The 23,971-nt window shown below is 67.7% G+C and carries 26 protein-coding genes and 1 pseudogene; 13 read left to right on the plus strand and 14 right to left on the minus strand.

Annotated elements, in window-relative coordinates; genetic code table 11:
- Positions 1–25 precede the first annotated feature (25 nt).
- From satS to AC1DY7_RS22265, 4 genes are read right to left on the minus strand one after another with little or no spacing between them, the layout of a single operon-like run.
- Positions 26–1,306, minus strand: a complete 1,281-nt coding sequence (gene satS / locus AC1DY7_RS22250; protein ID WP_477495888.1) for a protein export chaperone SatS — start codon at positions 1,304–1,306, stop codon at positions 26–28.
- Positions 1,307–1,355: 49 nt separating this feature from the next.
- A complete protein-coding gene (locus tag AC1DY7_RS22255; RefSeq protein WP_477495889.1) occupies positions 1,356–1,481 on the minus strand; it encodes a hypothetical protein in 126 nt (41 codons plus the stop codon).
- A 7-nt stretch (positions 1,482–1,488) separates the two neighbouring features.
- The gene (locus AC1DY7_RS22260; RefSeq protein ID WP_477495890.1) at positions 1,489–2,571 is read right to left on the minus strand and encodes a C40 family peptidase; all 1,083 of its coding nucleotides are present in this window, start codon (positions 2,569–2,571) and stop codon (positions 1,489–1,491) included.
- Positions 2,572–2,573: 2 nt separating this feature from the next.
- Positions 2,574–2,873: a hypothetical protein gene (locus AC1DY7_RS22265; protein ID WP_477495891.1), complete on the minus strand. Its 300-nt coding sequence runs from the start codon at positions 2,871–2,873 to the stop codon at positions 2,574–2,576.
- 50 nt (positions 2,874–2,923) lie between these two features.
- Between AC1DY7_RS22265 and upp the strand changes: the two genes are divergently transcribed.
- Both upp and AC1DY7_RS22275 read left to right on the plus strand, forming a co-directional pair.
- Entirely contained in the window at positions 2,924–3,547 is a 624-nt protein-coding gene (gene upp, locus AC1DY7_RS22270; protein WP_477495892.1) for a uracil phosphoribosyltransferase, read from the plus strand.
- A 108-nt stretch (positions 3,548–3,655) separates the two neighbouring features.
- Positions 3,656–4,087: a hypothetical protein gene (locus AC1DY7_RS22275; RefSeq protein WP_477495893.1), complete on the plus strand. Its 432-nt coding sequence runs from the start codon at positions 3,656–3,658 to the stop codon at positions 4,085–4,087.
- On the opposite strand, the gene AC1DY7_RS22280 is transcribed toward AC1DY7_RS22275, so the two are convergent.
- Both AC1DY7_RS22280 and AC1DY7_RS22285 read right to left on the minus strand, forming a co-directional pair.
- Positions 4,065–5,573, minus strand: a complete 1,509-nt coding sequence (locus tag AC1DY7_RS22280) for a phospho-sugar mutase (protein ID WP_477495894.1) — start codon at positions 5,571–5,573, stop codon at positions 4,065–4,067. The genes AC1DY7_RS22275 and AC1DY7_RS22280 overlap by 23 nt on opposite strands.
- Positions 5,570–6,028, minus strand: coding sequence for a MarR family winged helix-turn-helix transcriptional regulator (locus AC1DY7_RS22285; protein ID WP_477495895.1), 459 nt, complete (start codon positions 6,026–6,028; stop codon positions 5,570–5,572). The genes AC1DY7_RS22280 and AC1DY7_RS22285 overlap by 4 nt, the downstream gene beginning before the upstream one ends.
- A gap of 80 nt (positions 6,029–6,108) precedes the next feature.
- Between AC1DY7_RS22285 and AC1DY7_RS22290 the strand changes: the two genes are divergently transcribed.
- Complete coding sequence (locus AC1DY7_RS22290; protein WP_477495896.1) at positions 6,109–7,209, plus strand: AbrB family transcriptional regulator; 1,101 nt, start codon at positions 6,109–6,111, stop codon at positions 7,207–7,209.
- Between the two features lie 13 nt (positions 7,210–7,222).
- On the opposite strand, the gene AC1DY7_RS22295 is transcribed toward AC1DY7_RS22290, so the two are convergent.
- The gene (locus AC1DY7_RS22295; protein ID WP_477495897.1) at positions 7,223–8,362 is read right to left on the minus strand and encodes an FAD-dependent oxidoreductase; all 1,140 of its coding nucleotides are present in this window, start codon (positions 8,360–8,362) and stop codon (positions 7,223–7,225) included.
- A gap of 99 nt (positions 8,363–8,461) precedes the next feature.
- On the opposite strand from AC1DY7_RS22295, the gene AC1DY7_RS22300 reads away from it, so the two are divergent.
- Entirely contained in the window at positions 8,462–9,007 is a 546-nt protein-coding gene (locus tag AC1DY7_RS22300) for a TetR/AcrR family transcriptional regulator (protein ID WP_477495898.1), read from the plus strand.
- On the opposite strand, the gene AC1DY7_RS22305 is transcribed toward AC1DY7_RS22300, so the two are convergent.
- Complete coding sequence (locus tag AC1DY7_RS22305; RefSeq protein WP_477495899.1) at positions 9,004–9,798, minus strand: purine-nucleoside phosphorylase; 795 nt, start codon at positions 9,796–9,798, stop codon at positions 9,004–9,006. The two genes, AC1DY7_RS22300 and AC1DY7_RS22305, sit on opposite strands and share 4 nt — an antisense overlap.
- A gap of 18 nt (positions 9,799–9,816) precedes the next feature.
- Here AC1DY7_RS22305 and AC1DY7_RS22310 point away from each other — a divergent pair, with 18 nt between their 5' ends.
- Entirely contained in the window at positions 9,817–11,001 is a 1,185-nt protein-coding gene (locus AC1DY7_RS22310) for a M20 family metallopeptidase (protein WP_477495900.1), read from the plus strand.
- Entirely contained in the window at positions 10,998–12,173 is a 1,176-nt protein-coding gene (locus AC1DY7_RS22315) for a M20 family metallopeptidase (RefSeq protein ID WP_477495901.1), read from the plus strand. The genes AC1DY7_RS22310 and AC1DY7_RS22315 overlap by 4 nt, the downstream gene beginning before the upstream one ends.
- A gap of 16 nt (positions 12,174–12,189) precedes the next feature.
- Here AC1DY7_RS22315 and AC1DY7_RS22320 read toward each other — a convergent pair whose 3' ends face one another.
- The 3 genes from AC1DY7_RS22320 to AC1DY7_RS22330 all read right to left on the minus strand — a co-directional run bounded on the left by AC1DY7_RS22320 (position 12,190) and on the right by AC1DY7_RS22330 (position 14,061).
- Positions 12,190–12,630 carry an SRPBCC family protein gene (locus AC1DY7_RS22320; RefSeq protein ID WP_477495902.1) on the minus strand — a complete coding sequence of 147 codons (441 nt, stop codon included), beginning with the start codon at positions 12,628–12,630 and terminating at the stop codon, positions 12,190–12,192.
- Entirely contained in the window at positions 12,618–13,523 is a 906-nt protein-coding gene (locus AC1DY7_RS22325) for an RNA polymerase sigma-70 factor (RefSeq protein ID WP_477495903.1), read from the minus strand. The genes AC1DY7_RS22320 and AC1DY7_RS22325 overlap by 13 nt, the downstream gene beginning before the upstream one ends.
- 64 nt (positions 13,524–13,587) lie before the next feature.
- Complete coding sequence (locus AC1DY7_RS22330) at positions 13,588–14,061, minus strand: gamma-glutamylcyclotransferase family protein (RefSeq protein ID WP_477495904.1); 474 nt, start codon at positions 14,059–14,061, stop codon at positions 13,588–13,590.
- A 94-nt stretch (positions 14,062–14,155) separates the two neighbouring features.
- Here AC1DY7_RS22330 and AC1DY7_RS22335 point away from each other — a divergent pair, with 94 nt between their 5' ends.
- The 3 genes from AC1DY7_RS22335 (at position 14,156) to AC1DY7_RS22345 (ending at position 18,274) form a co-directional block, all read left to right on the plus strand.
- Positions 14,156–15,571: an NAD(P)H-quinone dehydrogenase gene (locus tag AC1DY7_RS22335; protein WP_477495905.1), complete on the plus strand. Its 1,416-nt coding sequence runs from the start codon at positions 14,156–14,158 to the stop codon at positions 15,569–15,571.
- 100 nt (positions 15,572–15,671) lie between these two features.
- Positions 15,672–17,411: a glycerol-3-phosphate dehydrogenase/oxidase gene (locus AC1DY7_RS22340; RefSeq protein ID WP_477495906.1), complete on the plus strand. Its 1,740-nt coding sequence runs from the start codon at positions 15,672–15,674 to the stop codon at positions 17,409–17,411.
- Entirely contained in the window at positions 17,411–18,274 is an 864-nt protein-coding gene (locus tag AC1DY7_RS22345) for a pseudouridine synthase (RefSeq protein ID WP_477495923.1), read from the plus strand. Before AC1DY7_RS22340 ends, AC1DY7_RS22345 begins: the two co-directional genes overlap by 1 nt.
- On the opposite strand, the gene AC1DY7_RS22350 is transcribed toward AC1DY7_RS22345, so the two are convergent.
- On the minus strand, positions 18,255–19,022 hold the full coding sequence (locus AC1DY7_RS22350; RefSeq protein ID WP_477495907.1) for an FkbM family methyltransferase: 768 nt from the start codon (positions 19,020–19,022) through the stop codon (positions 18,255–18,257). The genes AC1DY7_RS22345 and AC1DY7_RS22350 overlap by 20 nt on opposite strands.
- 147 nt (positions 19,023–19,169) lie before the next feature.
- On the opposite strand from AC1DY7_RS22350, the gene AC1DY7_RS22355 reads away from it, so the two are divergent.
- Positions 19,170–19,940 carry an SDR family NAD(P)-dependent oxidoreductase gene (locus tag AC1DY7_RS22355; protein WP_477495908.1) on the plus strand — a complete coding sequence of 257 codons (771 nt, stop codon included), beginning with the start codon at positions 19,170–19,172 and terminating at the stop codon, positions 19,938–19,940.
- Here AC1DY7_RS22355 and AC1DY7_RS22360 read toward each other — a convergent pair.
- Positions 19,937–20,725 carry an enoyl-CoA hydratase/isomerase family protein gene (locus AC1DY7_RS22360; protein WP_477495909.1) on the minus strand — a complete coding sequence of 263 codons (789 nt, stop codon included), beginning with the start codon at positions 20,723–20,725 and terminating at the stop codon, positions 19,937–19,939. The genes AC1DY7_RS22355 and AC1DY7_RS22360 overlap by 4 nt on opposite strands.
- A 13-nt stretch (positions 20,726–20,738) precedes the next feature.
- Positions 20,739–21,428: a TetR family transcriptional regulator gene (locus tag AC1DY7_RS22365; RefSeq protein WP_477495910.1), complete on the minus strand. Its 690-nt coding sequence runs from the start codon at positions 21,426–21,428 to the stop codon at positions 20,739–20,741.
- 156 nt (positions 21,429–21,584) lie between these two features.
- Here AC1DY7_RS22365 and AC1DY7_RS22370 point away from each other — a divergent pair, with 156 nt between their 5' ends.
- The 3 genes and pseudogenes from AC1DY7_RS22370 to AC1DY7_RS22380 all read left to right on the plus strand — a co-directional run.
- Positions 21,585–22,652 (plus strand): flavin reductase family protein, encoded by a 1,068-nt coding sequence (locus AC1DY7_RS22370; RefSeq protein ID WP_477495911.1) that lies wholly within the window; start codon positions 21,585–21,587, stop codon positions 22,650–22,652.
- Between the two features lie 27 nt (positions 22,653–22,679).
- A complete protein-coding gene (locus AC1DY7_RS22375) occupies positions 22,680–23,768 on the plus strand; it encodes a fatty acid desaturase family protein (RefSeq protein WP_477495912.1) in 1,089 nt (362 codons plus the stop codon).
- A 40-nt stretch (positions 23,769–23,808) separates the two neighbouring features.
- Positions 23,809–23,971, plus strand: a pseudogene (locus AC1DY7_RS22380) (DNA glycosylase); the annotation flags it as partial.

The raw sequence follows: 23,971 nt of genomic DNA on the forward strand, positions 1-23,971 counted from the left end.
ACGGCTCCGCGAAAGTCATCGCGATTTACTCCTGGCGCAGCCGCGACTCGACGAAGCTCTCCAGCTCTTCCCACTGCGCGACGGCCTTGGCGTACGGGCCCGCCGGCTTGGCCACGCTGCCCGGCTCGATGAGGTAAGACACCAGCGCGCCGAGCGGCTCCTTGGTGTCGAGCCGCTTGGTGACGATGGTGTCCTCGGCGTAATCGCCGACATCCCTGAGGAATTCGACGGCCAGATCCAACTGGTCGCGGTCCACCGCGTCGGGGCCGTCCGCGATGTCGTCGGCCAGCCCGGACAGCACGTAGATGTTCTCATCGGTGACATCCACCCGCAGCGAACCGTCGGTGGCGGCGGTCCGGATGATCTCGTAGGCGCTGTAGCTGGACAGGTCGCTCTCGTGCTCGTCGGCCAGATACCGGGCCAGCGCCCGCTCCGAGGTGAAGACACTGATCCGGCCGTTGCGGCCGAGGAACCTCGGGGCGTCGCCGATGTAGCAGCGCAGCGTGTAGAGCGTGCCGCTGCTGGTCATGATGCGGACTGGGTCGATGCCGACCTGGGTCCAGAAGTCCTCGTCGCTGCCGAGCACCTGGCGTTCGGCCTCGGCGTCCAGGGCGTCGCTCTCCTCCTCGGTGTCGACCTCTCCCTCGATGACGACGTCGTCGTCCTCGTCGGTATCGACGGTGAGAGCGTCTTCATCCAGATCGGGCGCGGGCTCGTCGAGTTCCTTCTGCGCCTTGGCCGAGGCGGCTTCGTCCACGTCCGGGGTGGTGACGAGTTCGTCGATCGCGTCGATGACCGCGTTCCAGGAACGTCCGATCGCCGCCTCGATCTCGGTCCAGCGCTTACGGCCCGCGCGACCGGCGAAGGCGTCGAGGCCGCCACCGATGGTGCCGAGCACCGGGTTGCCGTTGAACATCTTGGTGATGGTGGGCAGGTCGCACACCGACCCGATGGCCGAGACGAACGCCAACGCCCGGTGCACGGACTCGACGGATTCCTCGGTGGGCTTCTCGGCGACCAGGCTGGGTACCTCGATGAGGTCGTAGAGGTGATCGTCATCGGGGTTCAACCGGTGCGCGTTGGCCGCGGTGAGCTTCTCCCACGCCGGGTGGTCGGTGAGGTCGTTGTCGGAGTTGGTGCGCACGAACCCGGCCAGATCGGCCACCGAGTCGAACGCGAAGAGATCCTCGTCCTTGCCGAGGATCGCCTCCCACTCGTCGCCTGCATCACGCCAGCGGGGAGCCCACAGGGTGTACAGGTCGCCATTTGTCAGTCCGAGCCGGACCGGCACGATGTCAGCCGCCATGGCGCACAGCGTAACGATGCCGGCTGAGGGGCACGGGGGCACCCGCTGCTCACATGAAAACGCCGACTGCCCGCACGTCCTCGACGCGCCGCAGGATCTCTTGGTGCAATCCCGGCCGGCCGGGCTCGGGGCGCCTGCAGATGACCGGCAGGTACACCACGGCTACGCGCAGCACACGGTGCTCATGCGGTGGGCCGCCAGAATCCCTGGAAGCCCTGACCGGCGTTGGTGGTGCGAATGGCCGAGAGTTGGACGGGATCGCCCGCCTCGATCATCTGAGTCTCCGACACGATCATCGCCACGTGGCCGTCCCATACGGCAAGGTCGCCGGGCCGCAGTGAGCCGGCGTCGACGGGCGTGCCGATGTCCTGTTCCTGGGCCAGCCGTGGAATGTCAAGGCCCGCTTGGTGATAAGCCCATTGCGTCAGTCCGCTGCAGTCCAGGCCGACACCGGGCGCGGTGCCGCCCCAGTGATACGGCACGCCCAACTGGGTCAGTGCGTGCCGAACGGCGCTCGCCGCAACCGCATTCGGTGCGGTCGAGGTGCTGCCGTCGGGAAGGCGGACGGCAGCACCGGCACCGAATTCGGCCGCATCGCCGGCCGATGTGCCCGGGCGCCGCATCGCCGGCCGGGCCGAGCTCAGGGCGGCGCCCGCGAGCGCCGTGCCCAGACCGGTGCCCGCGGGGGAGAAGCCTGCTGTAGCGGGCGACGCACCGCCACCGCCCGGCATCGTCCCGGAGAAACCGGCCGGCGCTGCCGGAATCGCCGGTCGCGGTGCATCGGTGATCGTCGCGGTGTGGGTGTCGAGGTCTGTGCGCAGCGCGTCGACCACGCCGGTGGCTTCCTCCAGGGCGTGCCTCGCTTCGCCCGCGAGCTGCTGGGCGGCGCCCGGCTTGTCCAGGTCTTGTTCCAGGTCCGAGGCCCGAGCCTCGAACTCGGCGATGATGTCCTGCAGTCGGGTACGGGCCTGCGCTACGGCGTCGGCGGCCGCGCCCACTTCATCGGAGAGCGCGCCGACGTGCTCGGCCAGCATCCGCAAACTGGTGGCGGTCTGCTCGGTGGACTGCGCCGCAGCGGACCCGCCGTCGCCGGACCAGCTGTCTGCGTCCCACACCCGCGCAGTGGCGCCGGCCAACGACATCAACTGATCCCGGACGTCGGCGAGCATCGAGGACGGGTGGATGGTCGAGGACCATCCCGGCCCGACGCGCGCCGCGAGCTCGTGCAGCGGCGCTGCCAACGCTGTGACGAGTGCGCTGGGCACCGTCAGACACCGAGTGTCGAGAGCGTCTGACCGACACGGCGTTCGGAGTCCGTGTAGCCCTCGGCCGCGTGTACCGCGGTGGCGCCGCCCGTCGAGAGATGCTCACCGAGTTGGCCGACGGCGCGGGTGGTGTCGGCCACCGACGCGCGTAGCGCAGCGATCAATGCATCGGCGATGGGACCGAACAGTGCGGGCGCCGAGTCGGTGACGGCAGGCAACGCGGCGGCAAGATCGCTCAGGTCGGCGGCAGACCCGGCCAGAACCCTGCCCGCGTGTTCGATGGCGGCGGTGTCGGCATGCATGTGGGTTATGACGCACGCGGGGCGGGTTCGGTTCCACTAATCTTCGCCGCATGGACCTGCGCGTCGTTGACCACCCACTGGCCGCCACCCGGTTGACCGCGCTGCGTGACGAGCGCACCGACAATGCCGGGTTCCGGTCGGCGCTTCGGGATCTCACCCTGATGCTCGTCTACGAGGCGACCAGGGACGCCGCCGCCGAACAGATCACGGTGCGCACGCCGCTGGCCGAAACCGCGGGGTGCCGGCTGGCCAATCCGCCGCTGCTGGTGCCGGTGCTGCGCGCCGGACTGGGCATGGTCGATCAGGCGCACGCCCTCATCCCTGAGGCGCAGGTCGGGTTTGTGGGTGTGGCGCGTGACGAGGGGACGCATCTGCCGACGCCCTACCTGGCGTCGCTGCCCGAGGACTTGAGCACCCGGCCGGTGTTCGTCCTCGACCCGATGCTGGCCACCGGCGGTTCGATGGTGCACACGTTGGCCCTGCTGCAGGACCGCGGCGCCACCGACATCACCGCGATCTGCGTGGTGTGTGCGCCCGAAGGCATCGCCGCGCTGGAGCGGGCCACGCCGGACATCCGATTGGTGACCGCGTCCGTCGACGACGGGCTCAACGAGATCGCCTACATCGTTCCCGGCCTGGGTGACGCCGGTGACCGGCAGTTCGGGCCGCGCTGACATCGCTGGGAAAAAACTCGTCCAGAAAAAAATGACGAAATCGCGACGGCTGGCTGCTCCTAGTCGGTGAACGCGGCAATCGGGCCGCGACCGACCACGGGAGACTCCATGACCACCTCACCTGTCAGCTGGACCAAGCTCACCGCGACCGTCTTCGGAGCGGCTGCCATCGCGGCCGCCGGAATGGGCCTGCTCGCGCCCGCCGCGTACGCCCAGCCGAAATCGGAAGCACAGACCGAGTGCAGTGATCCGGAGGCCGGTGGCGACTACTCGAGCGGGACGGACGCAGGCGGCAACACCGTCGAGAAGTGCTGCTATGAGGGCCTCAGCGGGGTGACGCACTGCGACGTGTGGGTCAACGGCAAGTGGAACAAGGACCAGTCCTTCCTCGAGCAGCCTCCGACGGCGCCCCCTGTCACCCCGGGAGCCCCGCCCCTCGGCGGTTCTCCGCAGATGTCGCCGGATGTGCTGAACCCGCCGAAGAAGAACACCGTGCCGGGACGCTCGCCGGTTGTGGTCACCACTGCTGCGCAGCGTTGACCAATTCGGTGAGCAGGACTCGGGCCCGGCTTCTGGCCGCGTCCAGGTCGTCGGTAGGAACGCAGTGCACTTCGAGATAGGACTTGAGCTTTTGCTCGGTTCCCGACGGGCGTACCACCACCCGGACACCGTCGCCGGTGAACACCAGGGCATCCGTGCGCTGTTGGCCCCGGCGGTCCAGCAGGTCGTCGACCGTCACCGCAATATCGGCAAGGGCGGCAGGCGGATTCGCGCGCAGCGCCGCCATCGCTGCGTCCGCGTCGTCGACGCGACGCGTCACCGCGGCCGTCGCGTGGACGCCGTGCCGGCCGGCAAGATCGTCGAGCGCGTCGAGCAGGGTGCGACCCTGTGCACGCAGGGCTGCCACCAGATCGCACACGAGGACAGCGGCACTGATGCCGTCCTTGTCCCGCACCGCTTCCGGGTCGACACAATGCCCGATCGCCTCTTCATAGGCATAGACCAGCGTGGCGCCGGGTGAGGTTGCCCGCGCCAGCCATTTGAAACCGGTCAGCGTCTCGGCGTGGTGGGCGCCGCGGGATGCCGCGATGGCCGCCAGCATCCGCGAGGACACGACGGTGCTGGCCACCAGTGCGCTGTCCGGATCGGCCGGCCCGGACAGAAGATAATCGCCCAGCAGCCAACCGGTTTCGTCGCCCGAAAGCATTCGCCAACCGTGACGTGTGGGTACCCCGACCGCGCATCGGTCCGCGTCCGGATCCAGCGCGATGGCCACGTCGGCCCCGACCTGGTCGGCCAGGGTCAGCAGAAGGTCCGTGGCCCCCGGCTCTTCCGGGTTGGGAAACGCGACAGTGGGGAAGTCGGGGTCGGGTGCGAACTGCTCCTCGACGGTGTGTACGTCGTCGAAGCCGGCCAAAGCCAAGGCATCCAAGGCGAATTCGCCACCCACCCCGTGCATGGGGGTCAGTGCCACCCGCGTCGCCCCGGATCCGCGGCGCACCAGGGCGGCCCGTTCCAGGTACGCGGTGAACAGTTCGACGCCGGACGCCTCGACAGGCCTGCGGCCGATCTCGTCGGCACGCGGAGCCCGCGCGATGGCCGCCTCGATCTCCCGATCGGTCGGTGAGATGATCTGCAGCCCGCCGTCGAAGTACACCTTGTAGCCGTTGTCGGTCGACGGATTGTGCGATGCGGTGATCTGCACACCGGCAGCGGCGCCCAGTTGCCGAACGGCGAATGCCACCACCGGCGTCGGGGCGGGCTGGGGTAGCCGTACGACGGTGAAACCTTGGGCGGTAAGCACTTCGGCGGCGGCCATGGCGAACTCGTCGGAGTGGTGCCTGGCGTCGCGCCCAACGACCACCGTCGACCCACCCAGGCAACGGTCTTTGAGAACCTGGGCCAGCGCCCACGTCGCGCGGGTCACGGTACCCACGTTCATGGCGTCCGGTCCATCGCGCATCGGACCACGCAGGCCGGCGGTGCCGAAGGTCAGCGTGTTCTCGGGTGCGCGCTCACCGGTCATACGCTGATTGTGCCTGCCGCCGGAGCGTCGGCGTCGGCGAGCTTGCGCAGGACGGGAGCCACGAGCATCAGCAGGTCGCACTCCAGGTCGGTGAGGGCGTCGCGCATGGTCGCGTGCAGCCACGCGTCGCGTTCGGCGCGGTCGGCGTCGAGCAGGGCCAGGCCGTCGGCGGTGAGTTCGATGAGCTGACGCCTGCGGTCGTGATCGTCGGGGCGTCGCGATGCCAGCCCGCGGTTCACCAGGTCGTTGATGCCGTCGGTCAATGACTGGACCCGGACGTGCAAACGGGTCCCGAGCTCCGCGGGAGTGGTGGAACCGGCGCGGCTGACCTCGCCGAGTAGTTCGAGCTGACTCAGGGTGAGGCCGTGGTCGGGCCGGTGCCTGCGCATCTGGCGGGCGACCGCCATCATCGATTCCCGCAGCTCGGTGGCGGCAGAGCTGTCATTGTTGCTCATTTGACAAGTCTAACCTTGGTATTTGATCTGTGTCACTAGGGTTGAAAGTCGAGAAATACAAGTTCATACTTGATATAGACATGAGAAAATTTGCCAGGTGGATGTTGTTGCTGACGGTCAGTGTGGCCGTCACGGTTCCACTCACCCTGGCCGGCGTGCCGTCGGCAGCCTTGTTCGCCGCACTGATCGTCGGCATCGTGTTGGCGCTGTGTTCCCTCGCCCCGGCAGGCGTCCCGCGTCGCGCCGGGGTCGCCGCGCAAGGTGTGCTCGGCGTCTACATCGGCACCATGGTGTCCGAGAACGCCGTGGGCGCCCTCGGTCCGCACTGGCTGCCGGTACTCGGCGTCGCGGTCGCCACCCTGCTGCTGTCGGTGCTAGCCGGTGCCCTGCTGGGTCTGCATCGCGACCTCACCCCGCTGACCGGATCCCTGGCCCTGGTCGCCGGCGGCGCATCGGGACTGGTCGCCATCGCCCGCGAACTCGGCGGCGATGACCGGGTGGTGTCGGTGGTTCAGTATTTGCGGGTCGCGCTGGTGACTGCGTCGATGCCGGTGGTGGTCACGCTGGTCTATCACGCCGACAAGTCGCATACCGGTGCCGGCCCGGTCGGTGAATCTAATTCCGCTCCTTGGTATCTCAGTCTGGTAATACTCGTTGCCCTGGTGCTGGTCGGCGCCACCGTGGGCAAGCTGGTGCGCTTACCGGGCGCCGGACTGCTCGGGCCGCTGGCCCTGACCGTCGTGCTGCAACTGACCGGCCTGTCCTTCGGACTCACCGTGCCCGCCGTACTCGTTCAGGTCGGCTATCTGGTGATCGGCTGGCAGGCCGGGCTGGCGTTCACCCGGGACTCGTTGCGCGCGGTCGCGCGGATCCTGCCGTGGGCGCTGGCCTTGATCGTGGCGCTCGGCGTCGCGACGGCCGGGCTCGGCGTCGTGCTGGCCCACTTCGCCGGCCTCACCCCGCTGGAGGGATACCTCGCCACCAGCCCCGGCGGGGTCTACGCCGTCCTGGCCACCGCGGTCGAGACCGGCTCCAACGTCACCTTCATCATCGCCGCGCAGGTGGTACGGATTCTGCTGATGCTGTTCGCCGCACCGCTTCTGGCGCGGACCCTGGCCAAACTGACCGCTCGGCGACGAACGGTCACACCGACGGTCGAGGTCGCCACCGTCGGTCGATGACGGTCGACCGGACTCATCGCCGGTCCAATCCCGACAACCGCATCGCCAGGGCGTGGCGCACCGGCGGTAGCTTCCCCGCCATCCGCATGGCCAGGTTCCGGAACGGCCGGCGCCCGGGCGACGTGGTCGCCAGCGCGGTGAGCCGACCGGCCAGGGCGACAACACCTTCGGCGGTACGCCGACGCTCGGCTGCATATGCCTCGAGCAGGTGATCGGGCTCGCCGGCGAGCACCCGGGACAACAGCTCGCCGAGCAGGACGGCGTCCTCGATGCCCAGATTCATGCCCTGCCCGCCCGCGGGCGAATGCACATGCGCCGCGTCGCCGGCCAGCAGGACGCGGCGGTCGCGGAAGGCATCCGCGATGCGATGGTGCACGCGGAAGCGAGAACCCCACACGACGTCGTCGACCACGACCGGATGCGCCACCGGGCCACGCCCATCCAGAAGTGCCTGCACGAACCCGGCATCCGGATGCTGTGGAGCATCGTCGACGGTCGCGACGATGCGGTACAGGCCGTCGGGCAGCGGCGCCACCACCGCCAGGCCCGCGGGGGAGAAGTACAGGATCACTTCGTCGCTGGGGACGCCGCCCGACAGCCGCACGTCGGCGAGGGCGAAGGATTCGGCGTAGGTGCTCCCGGTGAACGCGATGCCGGTCTGCTCGCGCACCGTGCTGTGCATACCGTCGGCGCCGACGACATACCGCGCTGTCACGCGTTGTCCGTCCGCGAAAGCGACCTCGACGCCGGCCTCGTGCTGCGAAACCCCCGTGACGGTGGCCGGCCGGATGACCTTCCCGCCGAGCTGTTCGAGGCGGTCCAGCAAGAACGCCTCGGTATCGGCCTGCGAGATCATCAGCGTGTACGGATAACGGGTCGCCAGCTGGTCGAACGGCACTGCGACGAGGAGGTCGTCGCGGTCCCGGATCGCGAACGTCGCGGTGTGCACCCCGCGTCGCACGAGTGCTTCGGTGACGCCGTAGGGCTGGAGAAGTTCCAGGGTGTGCGGGTGCACGACGGCGGCGCGCGACGTGTTGGCGCCCTCGGCCTGCTGGTCGACGACGGTCACGACGTGGCCGCGTTGGGTGAGCACGAGCGCCGCGGTCAGCCCGACCGGGCCGGCGCCGACGATGAGGACATCGGTGGTGTGCATGATCTCTCCTTGGTCAACGACTGTTTGCCAACGCTTGTTGACAACACGCTAAACCCGACCTCCGGTGATGTCAACGGTTGTTGGCCTACAGTTGTTGGCATGAGGAGACCGGCGAGCGAAACGAAGGCGTTGATCCTGGCCGCAGCCCGCGAGCGGTTCGCCACCGACGGGTACGAGAAGGCGACCATCCGGGGGATCGCCGCCGACGTGGGCATCGATCCCTCGATGGTGATGCGCTACTTCGGAAACAAGGAGGCGCTGTTCGGCGCGGCGGCCGAGTTCGATCTCGAGCTACCCGACCTCACCGAGGTCCCGACGGAACAGTTGGGCGCCGCGCTGGCCACACACTTCGTGGAGCGCTGGGAGCGCGACGGGGCGTTGCTCATCCTGCTGCGCGTCGGCGTCACGAATGAGGCTGTCGCAGAACGGATGCGGACGATCTTCGCCGCCCAATTGGGACCGGTGGTGGCCAAGGCGACGGGCGATGCACCCGATACTCCGGTGCGGGCCGGGCTGGCCGCCTCGCAGGTACTCGGCATGGCCCTGTGTCGCTATGTGCTGGTGTTTCCGCCCCTGGCCGCCATGTCGAGACCGCAGATCGTCGACTGGATCGGCCCGACGCTGCAGCGCTATCTCACTGGCTAGAGACGCGCGATCACCGCGGCCAGCAGTGCACCCATCCGTGCGGCCGACTGGCGGCCGGCCTCCAGCACCTCCGCGTGCGACAGCGGCTGACCCGTCATCCCCGCCGCCAGGTTTGTCACCAGCGAGAGGCCGAGCACCTCGGCGCCGGCCGCGCGCGCCGCGATCGTCTCGTGCACCGTGGACATCCCGACCAGGTCCGCACCCAGCGTGCGCAGCATCCGGATCTCGGCAGGGGTCTCGTAGTGCGGGCCGGGCAGGCCGGCGTAGACCCCGTCGGCCAACGTCGCATCGATCTCGCGGGCGATGGCGCGCAATCGCGGCGCGTAGGCGTCCACCAGGTCGACGAACTGCGCCCCCACCAGCGGTGAGCGCGCGGTCAGATTCAGGTGATCGCTGATCAGCACCGGTTCGCCGACGCGGTAGTCCGCCCGCAACCCGCCGGCGGCGTTCGTGAGCACGACGGTGCGCACCCCTGCCGCGCACGCCGTACGCACCGGGTGCACGACATGCTGCAGGTCGTGACCCTCATAGGCGTGGATGCGTCCCACCAGTACCAAGACGTGGTGCGCCCCGATGGGAACCGAAAGGACCCGGCCACCGTGTCCGGCCGCGGTCGGCGGCGTGAAACCGGGCAATTCGGCCATCGCAACGGTGGCGGTCGGTGTCCCGAGTTGCTCGACCGCCGGTGCCCAGCCGGAGCCCAGCACCACCGCGACATCGTGGGCGTCGACGCCGGTGCGCTCGCGGATCGCCTGGGCGGCGGCCTCGGCCGACAGCTGCGGATCAGTCACGGGTGAGATACTGCCAGGATGCCCACGGTCGCCGCGTTGTCGAGTGTCGAGGACGCCGTCCACCGGCGTCGCGGTGATCTCATCGAACTGTCCCATGCGATCCACGCCGAGCCCGAGCTGGCGTTCGAGGAACATCGCAGCTGCGCCAAGACGCAAGCCCTGGCGGCCGAGCGCGGATTTGCGGTGACGGCCGCACCTGGCGGCTTGAAGACCGCCTTCCGCGCCGAGTACGGCAGCGGCCCGCTGGTCATCGGTATCTGCGCCGAGTACGACGCGCTGCCCGGAATCGGGCATGCCTGCGGGCACAACATCATCGCCGCTTCCGCGGTCGGCACCGCACTTGCGCTGGCCGATGTCGCCGACGAACTCGGCTTGACCGTCGTCCTGGTGGGCACCCCGGCCGAAGAAACTGGTGGCGGAAAAGCCTTGCTGCTCAACGCCGGAACGTTTGACGACATCGCGGCCACGGTGATGCTGCATCCGGGTCCGGTGGACATCGCGGCGGCCCGCTCACTGGCGCTGTCAGAGGTGGCCGTCGGATATACCGGGCGGGAATCGCACGCCGCGGTGGCGCCCTACCTGGGGATCAACGCCGCGGACGCGCTGACCGTGGCGCAGGTGGCCATCGGCCTGTTGCGTCAGCAGCTGGCGCCCGGCCAGATGGTGCACGGCCTGGTCACCGAGGGCGGCCAGGCCAGCAACATCATTCCCGCGCACACCGAACTGCGCTACACCATGCGCGCCACCACGATGGAGTCGCTGCACGAATTGGAGGAGCGGATGGCCGGGTGCTTCGCCGCCGGAGCGGTGGCCACCGGCTGCGAGCACAACGTCGCCGAGACGGCCCCGCCCTACGACGCGTTGGCGCCCGATGCGTTCCTGTCGGAGGTGTTCCGCGCCGAGATGCTGCGGGTGGGACGCACACCCGTGACCAGGGAGCTCGAGGTGGCGCTGCCATTGGGCAGCACCGACATGGGCAACGTGACACAGGTGATGCCGGGTATCCATCCCGTGGTGGGCGTGGACGCCGGCGGCGCCTCCATCCACCAGCCCGAGTTCACGGTGGCCGCGGCGAGCCCGTCGGCCGACAAGGCAGTCGTCGAAGGCGCAATCATGTTGGCCCGCACGGTGGTTGCGCTGGCTCAGGATTCCGGCGAGCGGGACCGGGTGCTGGCGGCGCAGGCCCGACGGGAGAACCGATGAGCCTGCGCGAGCACACCGAAGCATGGCTGGCCGCCCACCGCGAAGACCTGGTGTCCTGGCGCCGGCACATCCACACCCACCCCGAACTCGGACGCCAGGAGTTCGCCACCACCGAGTTCGTCGCCAACCGGCTGGCCGACGCCGGGCTCAATCCGAAGGTGCTGCCCGGCGGCACCGGGCTGACGTGTGACTTCGGCCCCGACGACGGCCCCCGGGTGGCGTTACGCGCCGATATGGATGCGCTGCCGATGGCTGAGCGCACCGGGCTGCCGTTCACGTCGGCCGTGCCCGGCGTGGCGCACGCCTGCGGGCACGACGCGCACACCGCCGTGCTGCTCGGAGCGGCGCTGGCGATGGCTTCGGCGCCGGAGTTGCCGGTCGGGGTGCGGCTGGTCTTCCAGCCCGCAGAGGAACTGATGCCCGGCGGCGCGATCGATGCCGTGGCAGCCGGTGCGGTGTCCGGGGTTTCGCGGATCTTCGCGCTGCACTGCGACCCGCGCCTGGAGGTCGGCAAGATCGCGACGCGGCCCGGGCCGATCACGTCGGCCGCCGACTCGATCGAGATCACCCTGCACTCGCCGGGTGGACACACCTCGCGACCGCACCTCACCGGGGATCTGGTGTACGCGATGGGCAGCCTGATCACCGGGGTGCCGGGCGTGCTGTCGCGCCGGATCGATCCGCGGTTGAGCACCGTGATGGTGTGGGGTGCGGTCAACGCCGGGGTGGCAGCCAATGCCATACCGCAGACCGGGACGCTGGCCGGCACCATCCGAACCGCCAGCCGCGAGACGTGGCTGACGCTGGAATCCCTTGTCCAGGAAGTGGTTTCGTCCATCTTGGCGCCGCTGCAGGTGGAACATGCGGTCAACTATCGGCGCGGTGTGCCGCCGGTGGTCAATGAGGAGGTCTCCACCCGCATCCTCATCCACGCCATCGAGGCGCTGGGCCCGGACGCGCTGGCCGACACCCACCAGTCCGGTGGCGGCGAGGACTTCTCCTGGTATCTCGAAGAGGTGCCCGGTGCGATGGCCCGTCTCGGGGTCTGGTCCGGCGAAGGGCCGCAGCTGGATCTGCACCAGCCGACGTTCGACCTCGACGAGCGTGCCCTCGAGGTCGGGGTGCGGATGATGGTGAACCTGGTGCAGCACTCAGCGCAGAACGTCCGCTGAGTCACCGGAACTGCGTTCAGGCTAGGTCGGCCGCGGCAAGGTCCAGTGCGCGGTTGAACAGGTAGCGGAAGATGGGGCACCCGATCCAGCGAGTGAGGGCGGGGCCGACAAGTGGGATGCGCAGCTCGAAAGTTGAGGTCCAGACCACCTGGGTACCGGCGGGTGTGGCCGTGAACGAGACGCTCCCGTGCTCGTGACGGGCTGGCGGAAAGCAACGGTACACGTGATAGTCAAAACGGTGGGGCGGGTCATAGGCGGTGATCCGTTCGGCGAACCAGCCGAAAGCCGCCACCAATACCCGTACCGCACCCAGGCCGTAACGTTGGTCAACGCCCGGTATGGCGACATGCTCGTGAAAGACAATCGGGACACGAGTGTAGTTGTGCGCGTTGCTTATCCAGTCAAACAGCGCCTGCGGAGACGACGCAATCACGCGATTGACGGTCACAGTTTCCACTCGATGTCCTTCTCTCTAGTCAAGGCCCGCGGCGTCGACGCGGCGCTCAGCTTGTCCGGATTGCGGACGGCATAGAGCGCTGCAACGCGGTCGTGATCGACCTCCAGGATCAGAAGCGAGTCGAGCCGGCCTTTCGAGCGAAACATCACCGCGGGCAGCGCGTTGCAATGGACGATCTCGATCTCCATGTCGCGCAATCCTTTCCGCCCGACACCAATCAAGAAATGCGCGACGCGGCCCGCGCCGGACACCGGGTGTAGAGCTGCAGAAACCCGGCCGCCGCCGTCAGAGACGTGGACGACCTCCGGGGCCAGCACTGCCATCAGAGCGTCGACATCGCCGGTATGAGTGGCCCACAGGAATCGCTCGACCACACGACCGGTTGTGTCGGCGTCAGGATCGAATCGCTTGCGCCGGGCGCGCACGTGCTCGCGTGCTCGATACGCGATCTGCCGAACTGCAGTGTCAGACTTGCCGACGATCTCGGCGATCTCGGCGTAGCCATAGCCGAACACCTCGGCGAGCACGAAGACGGCCCGCTCAGTGGCGCCGAGTGATTCGAGCACAAGTAGCATCGCCATCGAAACAGACTCGGCCAGCACGGCATCGTGGCCTGCGTCCGGCTCGGTACGTACCGGCTCTGGCAGCCAGACGCCGATGTAGTCCTCGCGCCGGCGCTGCACAGTCCTGAGGTGGTTCAGAGCCTGCCTGGTCACGGTTTGGACCAGGTACGCCCGTGGATGAATGACGTCAGTGTCGGATGCGCCACGCCAGCGGATATAGCTGTCCTGCACCACGTCTTCCGCGTCGCCGGCCGTGCCCAGGATTTCATAGGCGATCGTGAACAGCAGCGGACGTAGTCCCTCGAAGGCGCCGGTGGCAGATCGTTCCATGACTCGTTGACACCGCCCACCCCGTCGGCGTGACACTACGGCGGCGTGATCGCCGTCACTGTCGTCAGGTGCCGGGGCCGACGTTGGCGGCCGGACGGGTGCGCAGGTCGTGCACATAGGCCGAGGGGGCGCCGGCGATCTCCGCGGCGTCGGCCATCACCCCGAGGTAGCGCGCCGAGGGTAAGCCGCCTTCCCAGGCGTCCACCACATAGAGCCACGCCAGCACGGGTTCGGTGGTGGTGTCCGAGGACAGCCGGTGTACCCGGCAGCGGATCTTCTTGTGGAAGCCGAGCTCAGAGCCCTCCCAGCGGTCCAGGTTGCCTTCGTCCTCTTTGGTCATGTCGTAGAGCACCACGAAGACCTTCTCGTCGGGATCTTCGACCAGGGTCGCCAGGGCGCCTTCCCAGCCGAAGTCCTCGCCGCCGAACGTCAGACGCCATCCGTGCAGCCAACCGGTGCCGGCCACCGGCGAATGCGGGGCGCGCTGAAGCATCTGCTCCGGATGCATGTTCGATCCGTAAGCGGCGTAGAGCGGCACGGGCCAACTTTAGGCGGTCATGCGGCGCGGGGCGAAGCGACCCGGGAGATCGGTCCGGTGGGCGCACGAGCACCGACCCACTACGTTTATCTCCGTGCCCACCCGCATCGTGATCATCGGCGGCGGTCCCGCCGGCTACGAGGCCGCTCTGGTCGCCGCATCCCGCGGCCCGGATGCCGTACAGGTCACCGTCGTCGACAGCGACGGTATCGGTGGAGCATGCGTGCTCTTCGACTGCGTGCCGTCCAAGACCTTCATCGCCTCCACCGGCGTCCGTACCGAGTTGCGTCGCGCCAACGGCCTCGGTTTCGACATCGCCATCGAGGACGCCAAGATCGACCTCAGCCAGATCCACAATCGGGTCAAGACGCTGGCCCGGTCGCAGTCCGCCGACATCGGCTCCACCTTGCTCAACGCGGGTGTCAACGTGGTCAGGGGCCGCGGCGAACTGGTCGACAGCGTGCCGGGCATGGCCCATCACCGAATCAAGGTGTCCACCCCGGACGGCAAGGTCGGGGTGCTCAAGGCCGACGTGGTGCTGATCGCCACGGGCGCCACCCCGCGGGTGTTGCCCAACGCTGTCCCGGACGGCGAACGCATCCTGAACTGGCGCCAGCTCTACGACCTGTCGGAGCTGCCCGAGCATCTGGTGATCGTCGGCTCCGGGGTCACCGGCGCCGAATTCTGCAGCGCGTACACCGAGCTCGGGGTGAAGGTCACCGTGGTGGCCAGCCGGGACCAGATCCTGCCGCACGAGGATTCCGATGCGGCGGCCGTGCTCGAGGAGGCGTTCTCCGAGCGCGGGGTGTCGCTGGTGAAGAACGGCAGGGCCGAGTCGGTGGTCCGCTCCGGCACGGGCATCGCGGTCACACTCGCCGACGGCCGCGTCGTCGAGGGCAGCCACGCGCTGATGACCGTCGGGTCGGTGCCCAACACCGGTGGCCTGGGCCTCGAAAGGGCCGGGATCGAGCTGGGCCGGGGTAACTACCTGACGGTGGACCGGGTGTCGCGCACGACGGCCCCCGGCATCTACGCGGCGGGGGACTGCACCGGCCTGCTGCCGCTGGCCTCGGTCGCCGCCATGCAGGGGCGCATCGCGATGTACCACGCGCTGGGCGAAGGGGTGACTCCGATCCGGCTGCGCACCGTCGCGTCGGCCACGTTCACCCGGCCCGAGATCGCCGCAGTGGGCGTCCCGCAGACCCAGATCGACGACGGCACCGTGCCCGCCCGCACCTTGATGCTGCCGCTGACGACGAACGCCAGGGCCAAGATGTCGTTGCTGCGCCGCGGTTTCATCAAGATCTTCTGCCGGCCTGCGACGGGTGTGGTGATCGGCGGGGTCGTCGTCGCGCCGATCGCCTCGGAATTGATCCTGCCCATCGCGCTTGCGGTGCAGAACCGGATCTCGGTGGGGGACCTGGCCCAGACGTTGTCGGTGTACCCGTCGTTGTCGGGGTCCATCGTGGAAGCGGCCCGACGCCTGATGGCGCACGATGACCTGGACTAAAGGCGAGTTCGCAGCGCTGAACCCACACGGCATCGATTTCGCGACGTAGGCTCGGAACCGGCAACGCCTACCGACGAGTAACCACGAGGAGCTTCCCGCCGTGACTGACCCGATCTCAGGCAATGGGCAAGCTCAGCTCGGACCCCAGCGCCGCGCGACGGCGTGGGAGCGCCTCGGCAGTGAGCAGTTCGACGTCGTGGTCATCGGCGGCGGGGTGGTCGGTGCGGGTGCCGCCCTGGACGCCGCGACCCGGGGACTCAAGGTCGCGCTCGTAGAAGCCAGGGACTTCGCCTCGGGCACTTCCAGTCGCAGCAGCAAGATGTTCCACGGCGGCCTGCGCTACCTGGAGCAGTTGGAATTCGGTCTGGTCCGTGAGGCGCTGCATGAGCGCGAGCTGTCGCTGACCACACTGGCGCCGCATCTGGTCAAGCCGCTGCCGTTCCTGTTCCCGCTGACCAAGCGGTGGTGGGAACGCCCGTACGTGGCCGCGGGCATCTTCCTCTACGACCAGCTGGGTGGCGCGAAATCCGTTCCGGCACAGAAGCATCTGCTCAAGGCCGGGGCGCTGAGGCTGGCGCCGGGCCTCAAGCGCAGTTCCCTCATCGGCGGTATCCGCTATTACGACACCGTCGTTGACGACGCCCGCCACACCATGACGGTGGCGCGGACGGCCGCGCATTACGGCGCGGCGGTCCGGACCTCCACGCAGGTGGTGGCGTTGCTGCGCGAAGGTGACCGCGTCACCGGGGTGAAGGTGCGCGATTCCGAGAACGGTGCCGTGACCGAGGTGCGCGGGCATGTGGTCGTCAACGCCACCGGCGTGTGGACCGACGAGATCCAGGCCTTGTCGAAGGAGCGCGGCCGGTTCCGGGTGCGGGCCTCCAAGGGCGTGCACATCGTGGTGCCGCGGGATCGCGTCGTCAGCGAGGTGGCGATCATCCTGCGCACCGAGAAGTCGGTGCTGTTCGTCATTCCGTGGGGCACGCACTGGATCATCGGCACCACCGACACCGACTGGAATCTCGACTTGGCCCACCCGGCCGCGACGAAGGCCGACATCGATTACATCCTCACCCACGTCAACACGGTGCTGGCCACCCCGCTGACCCACGACGACATCGACGGCGTCTACGCGGGCCTGCGGCCGCTGCTGGCGGGGGAGAGCGAGTCCACCTCCAAGCTGTCCCGCGAGCACGCCGTGGCGGTGCCGTCCCCGGGATTGGTGTCCATCGCCGGCGGCAAGTACACGACCTACCGGGTGATGGGCGAAGACGCGATCGACGCCGCGGCGGAGTTCGTTCCGACCCGGGTGGCGCGCTCGATCACCGAGAAGGTGCCGCTGATGGGTGCCGACGGCTACTTCGCGTTGGTCAATCAGACCGAACACGTCGGTGCGCACTACGGGCTGCATCCCTACCGGGTGCGCCACCTGCTCGACCGGTACGGCTCGCTCATCGGTGAGGTGCTGGCCATGGCTGACGGCAATGCCGAACTGCTGGAACCGATCACCGATGCGCCGGTATATCTGAAGGTCGAGGCCGTGTATGCGGCGGCGGCAGAAGGGGCACTGCATCTGGAGGACATCCTGGCCAGGCGGATGCGGATCTCCATCGAATACCCGCACCGTGGCGTGGACTGCGCTCGCGAGGTCGCGGAAGTCGTTGCGCCCGTGCTCGGTTGGAGTGCGGAGGATGTCGACCGCGAAGTGTCGACCTACCTGGCCCGGGTGGAGGCCGAGGTGCAGTCGCAGACGCAGCCCGACGACGAGAGCGCCGATGCGTTGCGTGCCGCGGCGCCGGAGGCGCGCGCCGAGATCCTGGAACCGGTGCCCATCAAGTGATCGGCCCGCTGCCCGATCGCGACGGCGTCGGCGCGACGCGGGTGCGGCTGCGCGGTGGCGCCGTCCTGGTCGAGCTCGCCGACCGATTCGGTGCGGATGCGGCTGCCAAAGTGCTTGCGGGCGAGGTATTCTGCACCGATGGCAGCGTGGTGACGGCGGCGACGGTACTACCGCCCTTCACCGACGTCTGGCTGTATCGCGACCTCCCCGACGAGGTGCCCGTCCCGTTCGAGATGCCGATCCTGCACCGCGATGACGACATCGTGGTGGTCGACAAGCCGCACTTCCTGGCGACCATGCCGCGGGGGTCGCACGTGGTGCAGACGGCGGTGGTGCGGCTGCGAAGGGAATTGGATCTGCCGGAGCTGAGCCCCGCGCACCGGCTGGATCGGCTCACGGCGGGCGTGCTGTTGTTCACCGCGCGCCGTGAGGTGCGGGGCGCTTATCAGACCATGTTCGCCGGCGGACGGGCGCGAAAGACCTATCTGGCGCGCGCCGCCGGAACGCCCGCCGTCGCGCTACCGGCTGTGGTGACGAGTCGGATCATCAAGCAGCGCAGTGTGTTACAGGCTTTCGAGGAACCCGGCGAACCGAATGCCGAGACGTACGTCGAAGCGCTGGGTGACGGGCTGTACCGGCTGACGCCGAGGACCGGACGCACCCATCAGCTGCGGGTGCACCTGGCCTCCATCGGCATTCCGATAGCCAACGACCCGCTCTATCCGGACATCATCGACGTGGCACCCGGTGACTTCTCCCATCCGCTGCAGCTGCTGGCGCAGCGGTTGGCGTTCGACGATCCGCTCAGCGGCGAGCACCGGGAGTTCGACAGTGGACGGGTGCTCAGACCGCTTTGCGGGTGAACTGGGCGATGGCGCCGTAGTCGTAGTAGTCGTGCGTCTCGGCAAGCGGGTTCGTGTCGAAGGTGTATTCGACGTAGAGCTTCTTGATCTTGCGTGCCAACTCGACCGGGATGTTGTCGATGACGGCCGCTTCCAGCCCCTCGATGTCGATCTTGAGGATGTCGATCTTGCCGTGCTTGGCGATCACATCCTCGAGCACCGTGAGGGAGTTCACCAGGGGCACGGTGAGGGTGTTGCCGAAGGGGGCGCCGACGCCGCCGTATCGGCCCGACTCCTCCCACGCGAACTCGACCTCGCCGTCGCTGGTGCCGACCGCGGCCTCGCGCACCTCATAGCGCCCTTCGAACGGGCTGAGGTTCTCCTTGAGCTTCGCCACGTTGGACGGCAGCGGTTCGAACAGGTAGGTGTACGCCGCGGAATTGCGGGTCAGGAAATATGCTGCGGAAATGCCGATATTGGAGCCGAAGTCGACAATGACGGTGTCCGCGGCGTCGGCGAGGTAGTCGTTGCGGCAGAAGATCTCGTTGACGGTCAGCAGGTCATGTCCGGTGTGCAAGCGAAGGTCGAGCCAGGACTGCGGGGTGCGGACTCGCACCGTGCACGGGTAGGTGCCCTTGCCGAGCAGGTAGCGCTTGAACATCTCGGCCGGGTGCTCGTAGAGCTTGACCATGTTGGCGGCCGCGACATAGTGCCTACGGTCCAGCGCTGACTTCGCGATCAAGCCGAGATTGCGTCCCGCGACCTGCATATCTACCTCCGTCGTGTGGGGCGCTTCTCGTGGTCACCATGCTGGTGCACCCGCAACGCCCGCAAACACTACCGGCACTGCCGCAAATTGATGCTGCAAGTGAACTGACTGCCCGACCGGCGGTCGGGGTCTGATCTACTGACCGGCATGGACCGCGCCGGGTTTGACCAGTTGTTCGACATGTCCGACCGCACCGTCATCGTCACCGGCGGCACCCGGGGAATCGGACTCGCGCTGGCCGAAGGGTTTGCTCTCGGCGGAGCACGGGTGGTGGTCGCCAGCCGTAAGCCCGACGCCTGCGCGTCGGCCGCCGAGCATCTCCGGACTCTGGGTGCCCAGGCGATCGGCGTGCCCACCCACTCCGGAAACGTCGACGATCTGGCGACGCTCGTGGACCGCACGGTGGCGGAGTTCGGTGGGATCGACGTGGTGGTCAACAACGCTGCCAACGCGCTGGCACAGCCGATCGGGTCGATGACGGTCGAGGCGTGGAACAAGTCGTATTCGGTGAACCTGCAGGGTCCGGTGTTCCTGGTTCAGCATGCGCTGCCGTACCTGAAGCAGAGCACGGCGCCCGCGGTGCTGAACATGGTGTCGGTGGGTGCGTTCAACTTCGCGCCCGCGTTGTCGATCTACGCCTCCAGTAAGGCGGCGCTGATGTCGGTGACCCGGTCGATGGCGGCCGAGTTCGCGCCGCTGGGGATCCGGGTCAACGCGATCGCGCCGGGGCCGGTGGACACCGACATGATGCGCAACAACCCGCAGGAGGCGATCGCCGCCATGACGGCCAACACGCTGATGCACCGCCTCGCGACCCCGGATGAGATGGTCGGCACCGCGCTGCTGTTGTGTTCGAGGGCCGGCAGCTACATCACCGGCCAGGTCGTCATCGTCGACGGCGGTGGAACACCGCGTTAGTCCTTTTTGCGCTGCGCGAAGGCGGTAGCGAACTGCCGGATCTCCCCGCTCTGCGAGGCCAGGATCTGGCTGCGGTTCTCCACGTGCAGCGCCGTCTCCAGGCATCCCGCGTCAAGGTTCGCCCAGAGCACTTGTTTGGTCGATTCGAGGCCGAATTTGCCGTATCCACAGAGGGTTTCGGCGATCGCCAGGGCGTCGTCGAGTACCTGACCGTCGGGTGACACCCGGGTCACCATGCCGAGCCGCAGCGCCTCGGCGGCGTCGACGGTCCGGGCGGTCAGGATGAGGTCGAACGCCGGGCCCGCCCCGATGATGCGGGGCAGCGTGTAGCTGACCCCGATATCGCAGCCGCCGATGCCCAGCTTGATGAACTGGGTGCAGAACCGTGCCGATTCGGCGGCGATGCGGATATCGGAGGCCATCGCCAGTGCGAACCCGCCGCCATAGGCCGGGCCGTTGACCGCCGCGATGACGGGCTGGCGCAGTCGGTGCAGTTTGACGGTCAGCGCTGCGATCCGCTCCTGCCAGCGCATGCCCGAACGCGGAAACTCGGTGCCGCCGCCCGCCGCGGGTGGGTTGGGGTCGGTGAGATCCAGACCGGCGCAGAACCCGCGGCCCGCTCCGGTGAGTACGACAACGCGACAATCGTTGTCGGCGGCGATGTCGTCCAGGGTGGCGTGTAACTCCTCGACCAGATCCGAGGACAGGGCGTTGAGCTTGTCGGGCCGGTTGAGCGTGATGACGGCGATGTCGGGACAGGGGCGGGCCAGGTCCAGGTTCGTCATCAGACCACCCTAATCAGACGGCGCTGCGCCAGCCCCTGACTCCGACGGCGATCATCCGCATCTGTTTGACGGCAATCCTTTTGATCTCCGCCTGCGCCGACGGGTCCGCGGCGTCCTCGGTGGTCTCGGCGATCGAGATCATGGCGTTGACGAACAGGTTGGCCAGGATGTTGAGGTCCTCGCTGCTCCAGTCCTTCATACCGGGGAAGCGGGCCAGGTCGATGGCGAGTTCGGACGTGATCAACCGGATTTCGGTGCGAATGGCGTAGCGCAGGACGGCGACGCCGCTGGCGCGCTCCCGGGTGATGAAGCGCCAGTGTTCGCGGCGCTCGCTGATGCCGGCGATGAGGATCTCGGCCGAGGAGTCGATGACGTGGTTGGGGTCGAGCTTTCCGGCCCGGGCGCCGCGCAGCATGTCGCGTAGTGATCGGAAGGATTCGTCGATCAGCACCAGACCGAGCGCTTCCATGGAGTCGAAGTGCCGGTAGAAGGCGGCGGGCACGATGCCCGCCTCACGGGTGACCTCCCGCAGGCTCAGGCCGGTGAAGCTGCCCTCTTCGAGCAGGTGCAGTGCTGCGGCGACGATCGCACGGCGGGTGACCTCTTTGCGTTCGTCGCGAGACAAGGTGTCCCGCGAGGAACGTGACCTGCTACTCGAGCGACCAGAACGCCCAGATCGGGACTTGTGCGCGTCGCTTTCCACAGCCAATGAGCCTACCGCCGCTTTTTGGTCCGGGTACCCGACCGTCGAGTCATCAAACGTTTGTGAGTTCGGAGTACGAATGTTCACCGTGTAATGACCATCACAAGCTGGGGATTTTCCTTGACTGACCGGGCGAGACACGCTCACAGTGTACATATGTTCACCGAAACGTTGACGCGCAAGCTGAGGGACCGGGTGCTCCGGTCGCCGCTGCTGGATCTGCTCACCGGACCTCACGGCGTCGACCGCTACACCGAGATCGTTGATCCGGCGTGGATCAAGGGCGCGGCCCGCGCCAAAGTGGTGGCCGTCCGTCGTCAGACTTCCCGCAGCGTCACCCTGACGCTGGAACCGAACGCCGCCTTCGCCGGATTCTCCGCGGGGCAGCACATCAACCTGTCGGTGGAGATCAACGGCCGCCGGCGCACCCGCCCGTACTCCCCGGCGAGCGCCGAGGGCAGCCGCCTCCTCGAACTGACCGTCGGTCTGCATGACGGTGGTCTGGTGTCGACCTACCTGTACAAGAACGCCACACCCGGCATGACCGTGGGCCTGGACTCCGTCGGCGGCGACTTCGTCCTGCCCGCCGATCGGCCCCGGCGCATCCTGTTCGTCTCCGGCGGCAGCGGCATCACCCCGGTGCTGTCGATGTTGCGCACCCTCAAAGCAGAGGGATTCACCGGCGAGGCCGCCTTCATCCACTACGCGCGGTCGGCCGACGAGGCGTGCTATCGCGACGAACTGGACACCATGCCCGGCGTGCGGGTGCTGCACGGCTACACCCGCAGCGACACCGGCGCGGATCTGGACGGATACTTCGCGCCGCATCACCTGTCCGCCGCCATCGCTGATCCGGACGCCATTTTCGTGTGCGGTCCGCCCGCCCTCGTCGACGCCGTGCGCGAGGTGCGCCCGGACGCCCGGTCGGAGAGCTTTGTTCCGCCGGTGTTCGCCATGCCCACCGAAGCCACCGGTGGCACGGTGACCTTCACGGGCAGTGGTGTAGAGGTGAGCGACAGCGGCCAGACGCTGCTGGAGCAGGCCGAAGCTGCCGGACTGAAGCCGGAGAGCGGATGCCGGATGGGCATCTGCTTCAGCTGCACCCGTCCCAAAACCCGTGGTGCCGTTCGCAATCTGCTCGACGGCACGGTGTCCACCGAAGACTGCGAAGACATCCGAATCTGCGTCAGTGCACCCGTCGGTGACGTCGAGATCGACCTGTAGAAACCCCGCGAAGCGAGAGGACAAGCAATGACCACGCTCGAATTGCCCCGTAGCTCCACTACTTCCACCAACAAGTACGGTCTGACCGCCGAACAGTTCGAGGCGTTCGGTGCCGAGCTCGACGCCATCCGGGAACGCCACCTCGCCGATCTGGGCGAGCGTGACGCCACCTACATCCGCCAGATCATCAAGTGGCAGCGCGGACTCGAGGTCGGCGGCCGAGCTCTGCTGTTCCTGCCGCCGGCCTGGCCGGTCGGCACCGTGATGCTGGGGTTGTCGAAGATCCTGGACAACATGGAGATCGGCCACAACGTCATGCACGGTCAGTACGACTGGATGGGCGACCCCGCGTTGCGCGGTCAGAACTTCGAATGGGATTCGGCCTGCCCGTCCAATCAGTGGCGGCACTCGCACAACTACATGCACCACACCTACACCAACATCGTCGATCTGGATCGTGACATCGGCTACGGCGTGCTGCGGATGAGCGAGGACCAGAAGTGGACCCCGTACTACCTGGGTAACCCGGTCTACGCGTTCCTGCTGATGGTGTTCTTCCAGTACGGTGTTGCCCTGCACGAGATGGAGACCGAGCGCATCCGCTCCGGTGAGATCAAGCTGCGGGACAAGAAAGAGACGTTCGTCGAGATGTGGGCGAAGGTCAAGAAGCAGACCATCAAGGACTACGTGGCCTTCCCGCTGCTGGCCGGTCCGTTCGCGCCATTCGTGTTCGCGGGCAACATGACCGCCAACCTGATGCGCAATGTGTGGTCTTACGCCATCATCTTCTGCGGACATTTCCCGGAGGGTACCCACGAGTTCACCGTCGAGGAGACCAAGGCCGAGTCCCGCGGCCAGTGGTATTACCGCCAGCTGCTGGGTTCGGCGAATCTGACCGGCGGAAAGTGGTTCCACGTCTTCAGTGGCAATCTGTCCTTCCAGATCGAGCATCACCTGTTCCCGGACATCCCGGCGCATCGTTACGCCGAGATCTCCGGTGAGGTGAAGGAGATCGTTCAGCGCTACGGCTTGCCGTACAACAGCGGACCGCTGCCCAAGCAGTTCTTCTCGGTCATCAAGAAGATCTGCCGGCTGGCGCTGCCCGGCTCGAAGTGAGCTACGGTGCCTGACAATTCGGGCACCAGAAGCTGATCCGGTCGCGGGGGGGGCCAACGTCTTCGCCAACGAACTGTGCTTCGTCTTCGGGCGCAGGCCCACCGCTGCGGTCGGCACCGTCAAGGATCCTCTGCGCGTCGTCCAACGCGCCCGGGACATGTTGTGGCTCAACCGTATGCGATCAAACCGGTGCACCACCGGAG

This window comes from Mycobacterium sp. P2_H7, assembly GCF_056403275.1.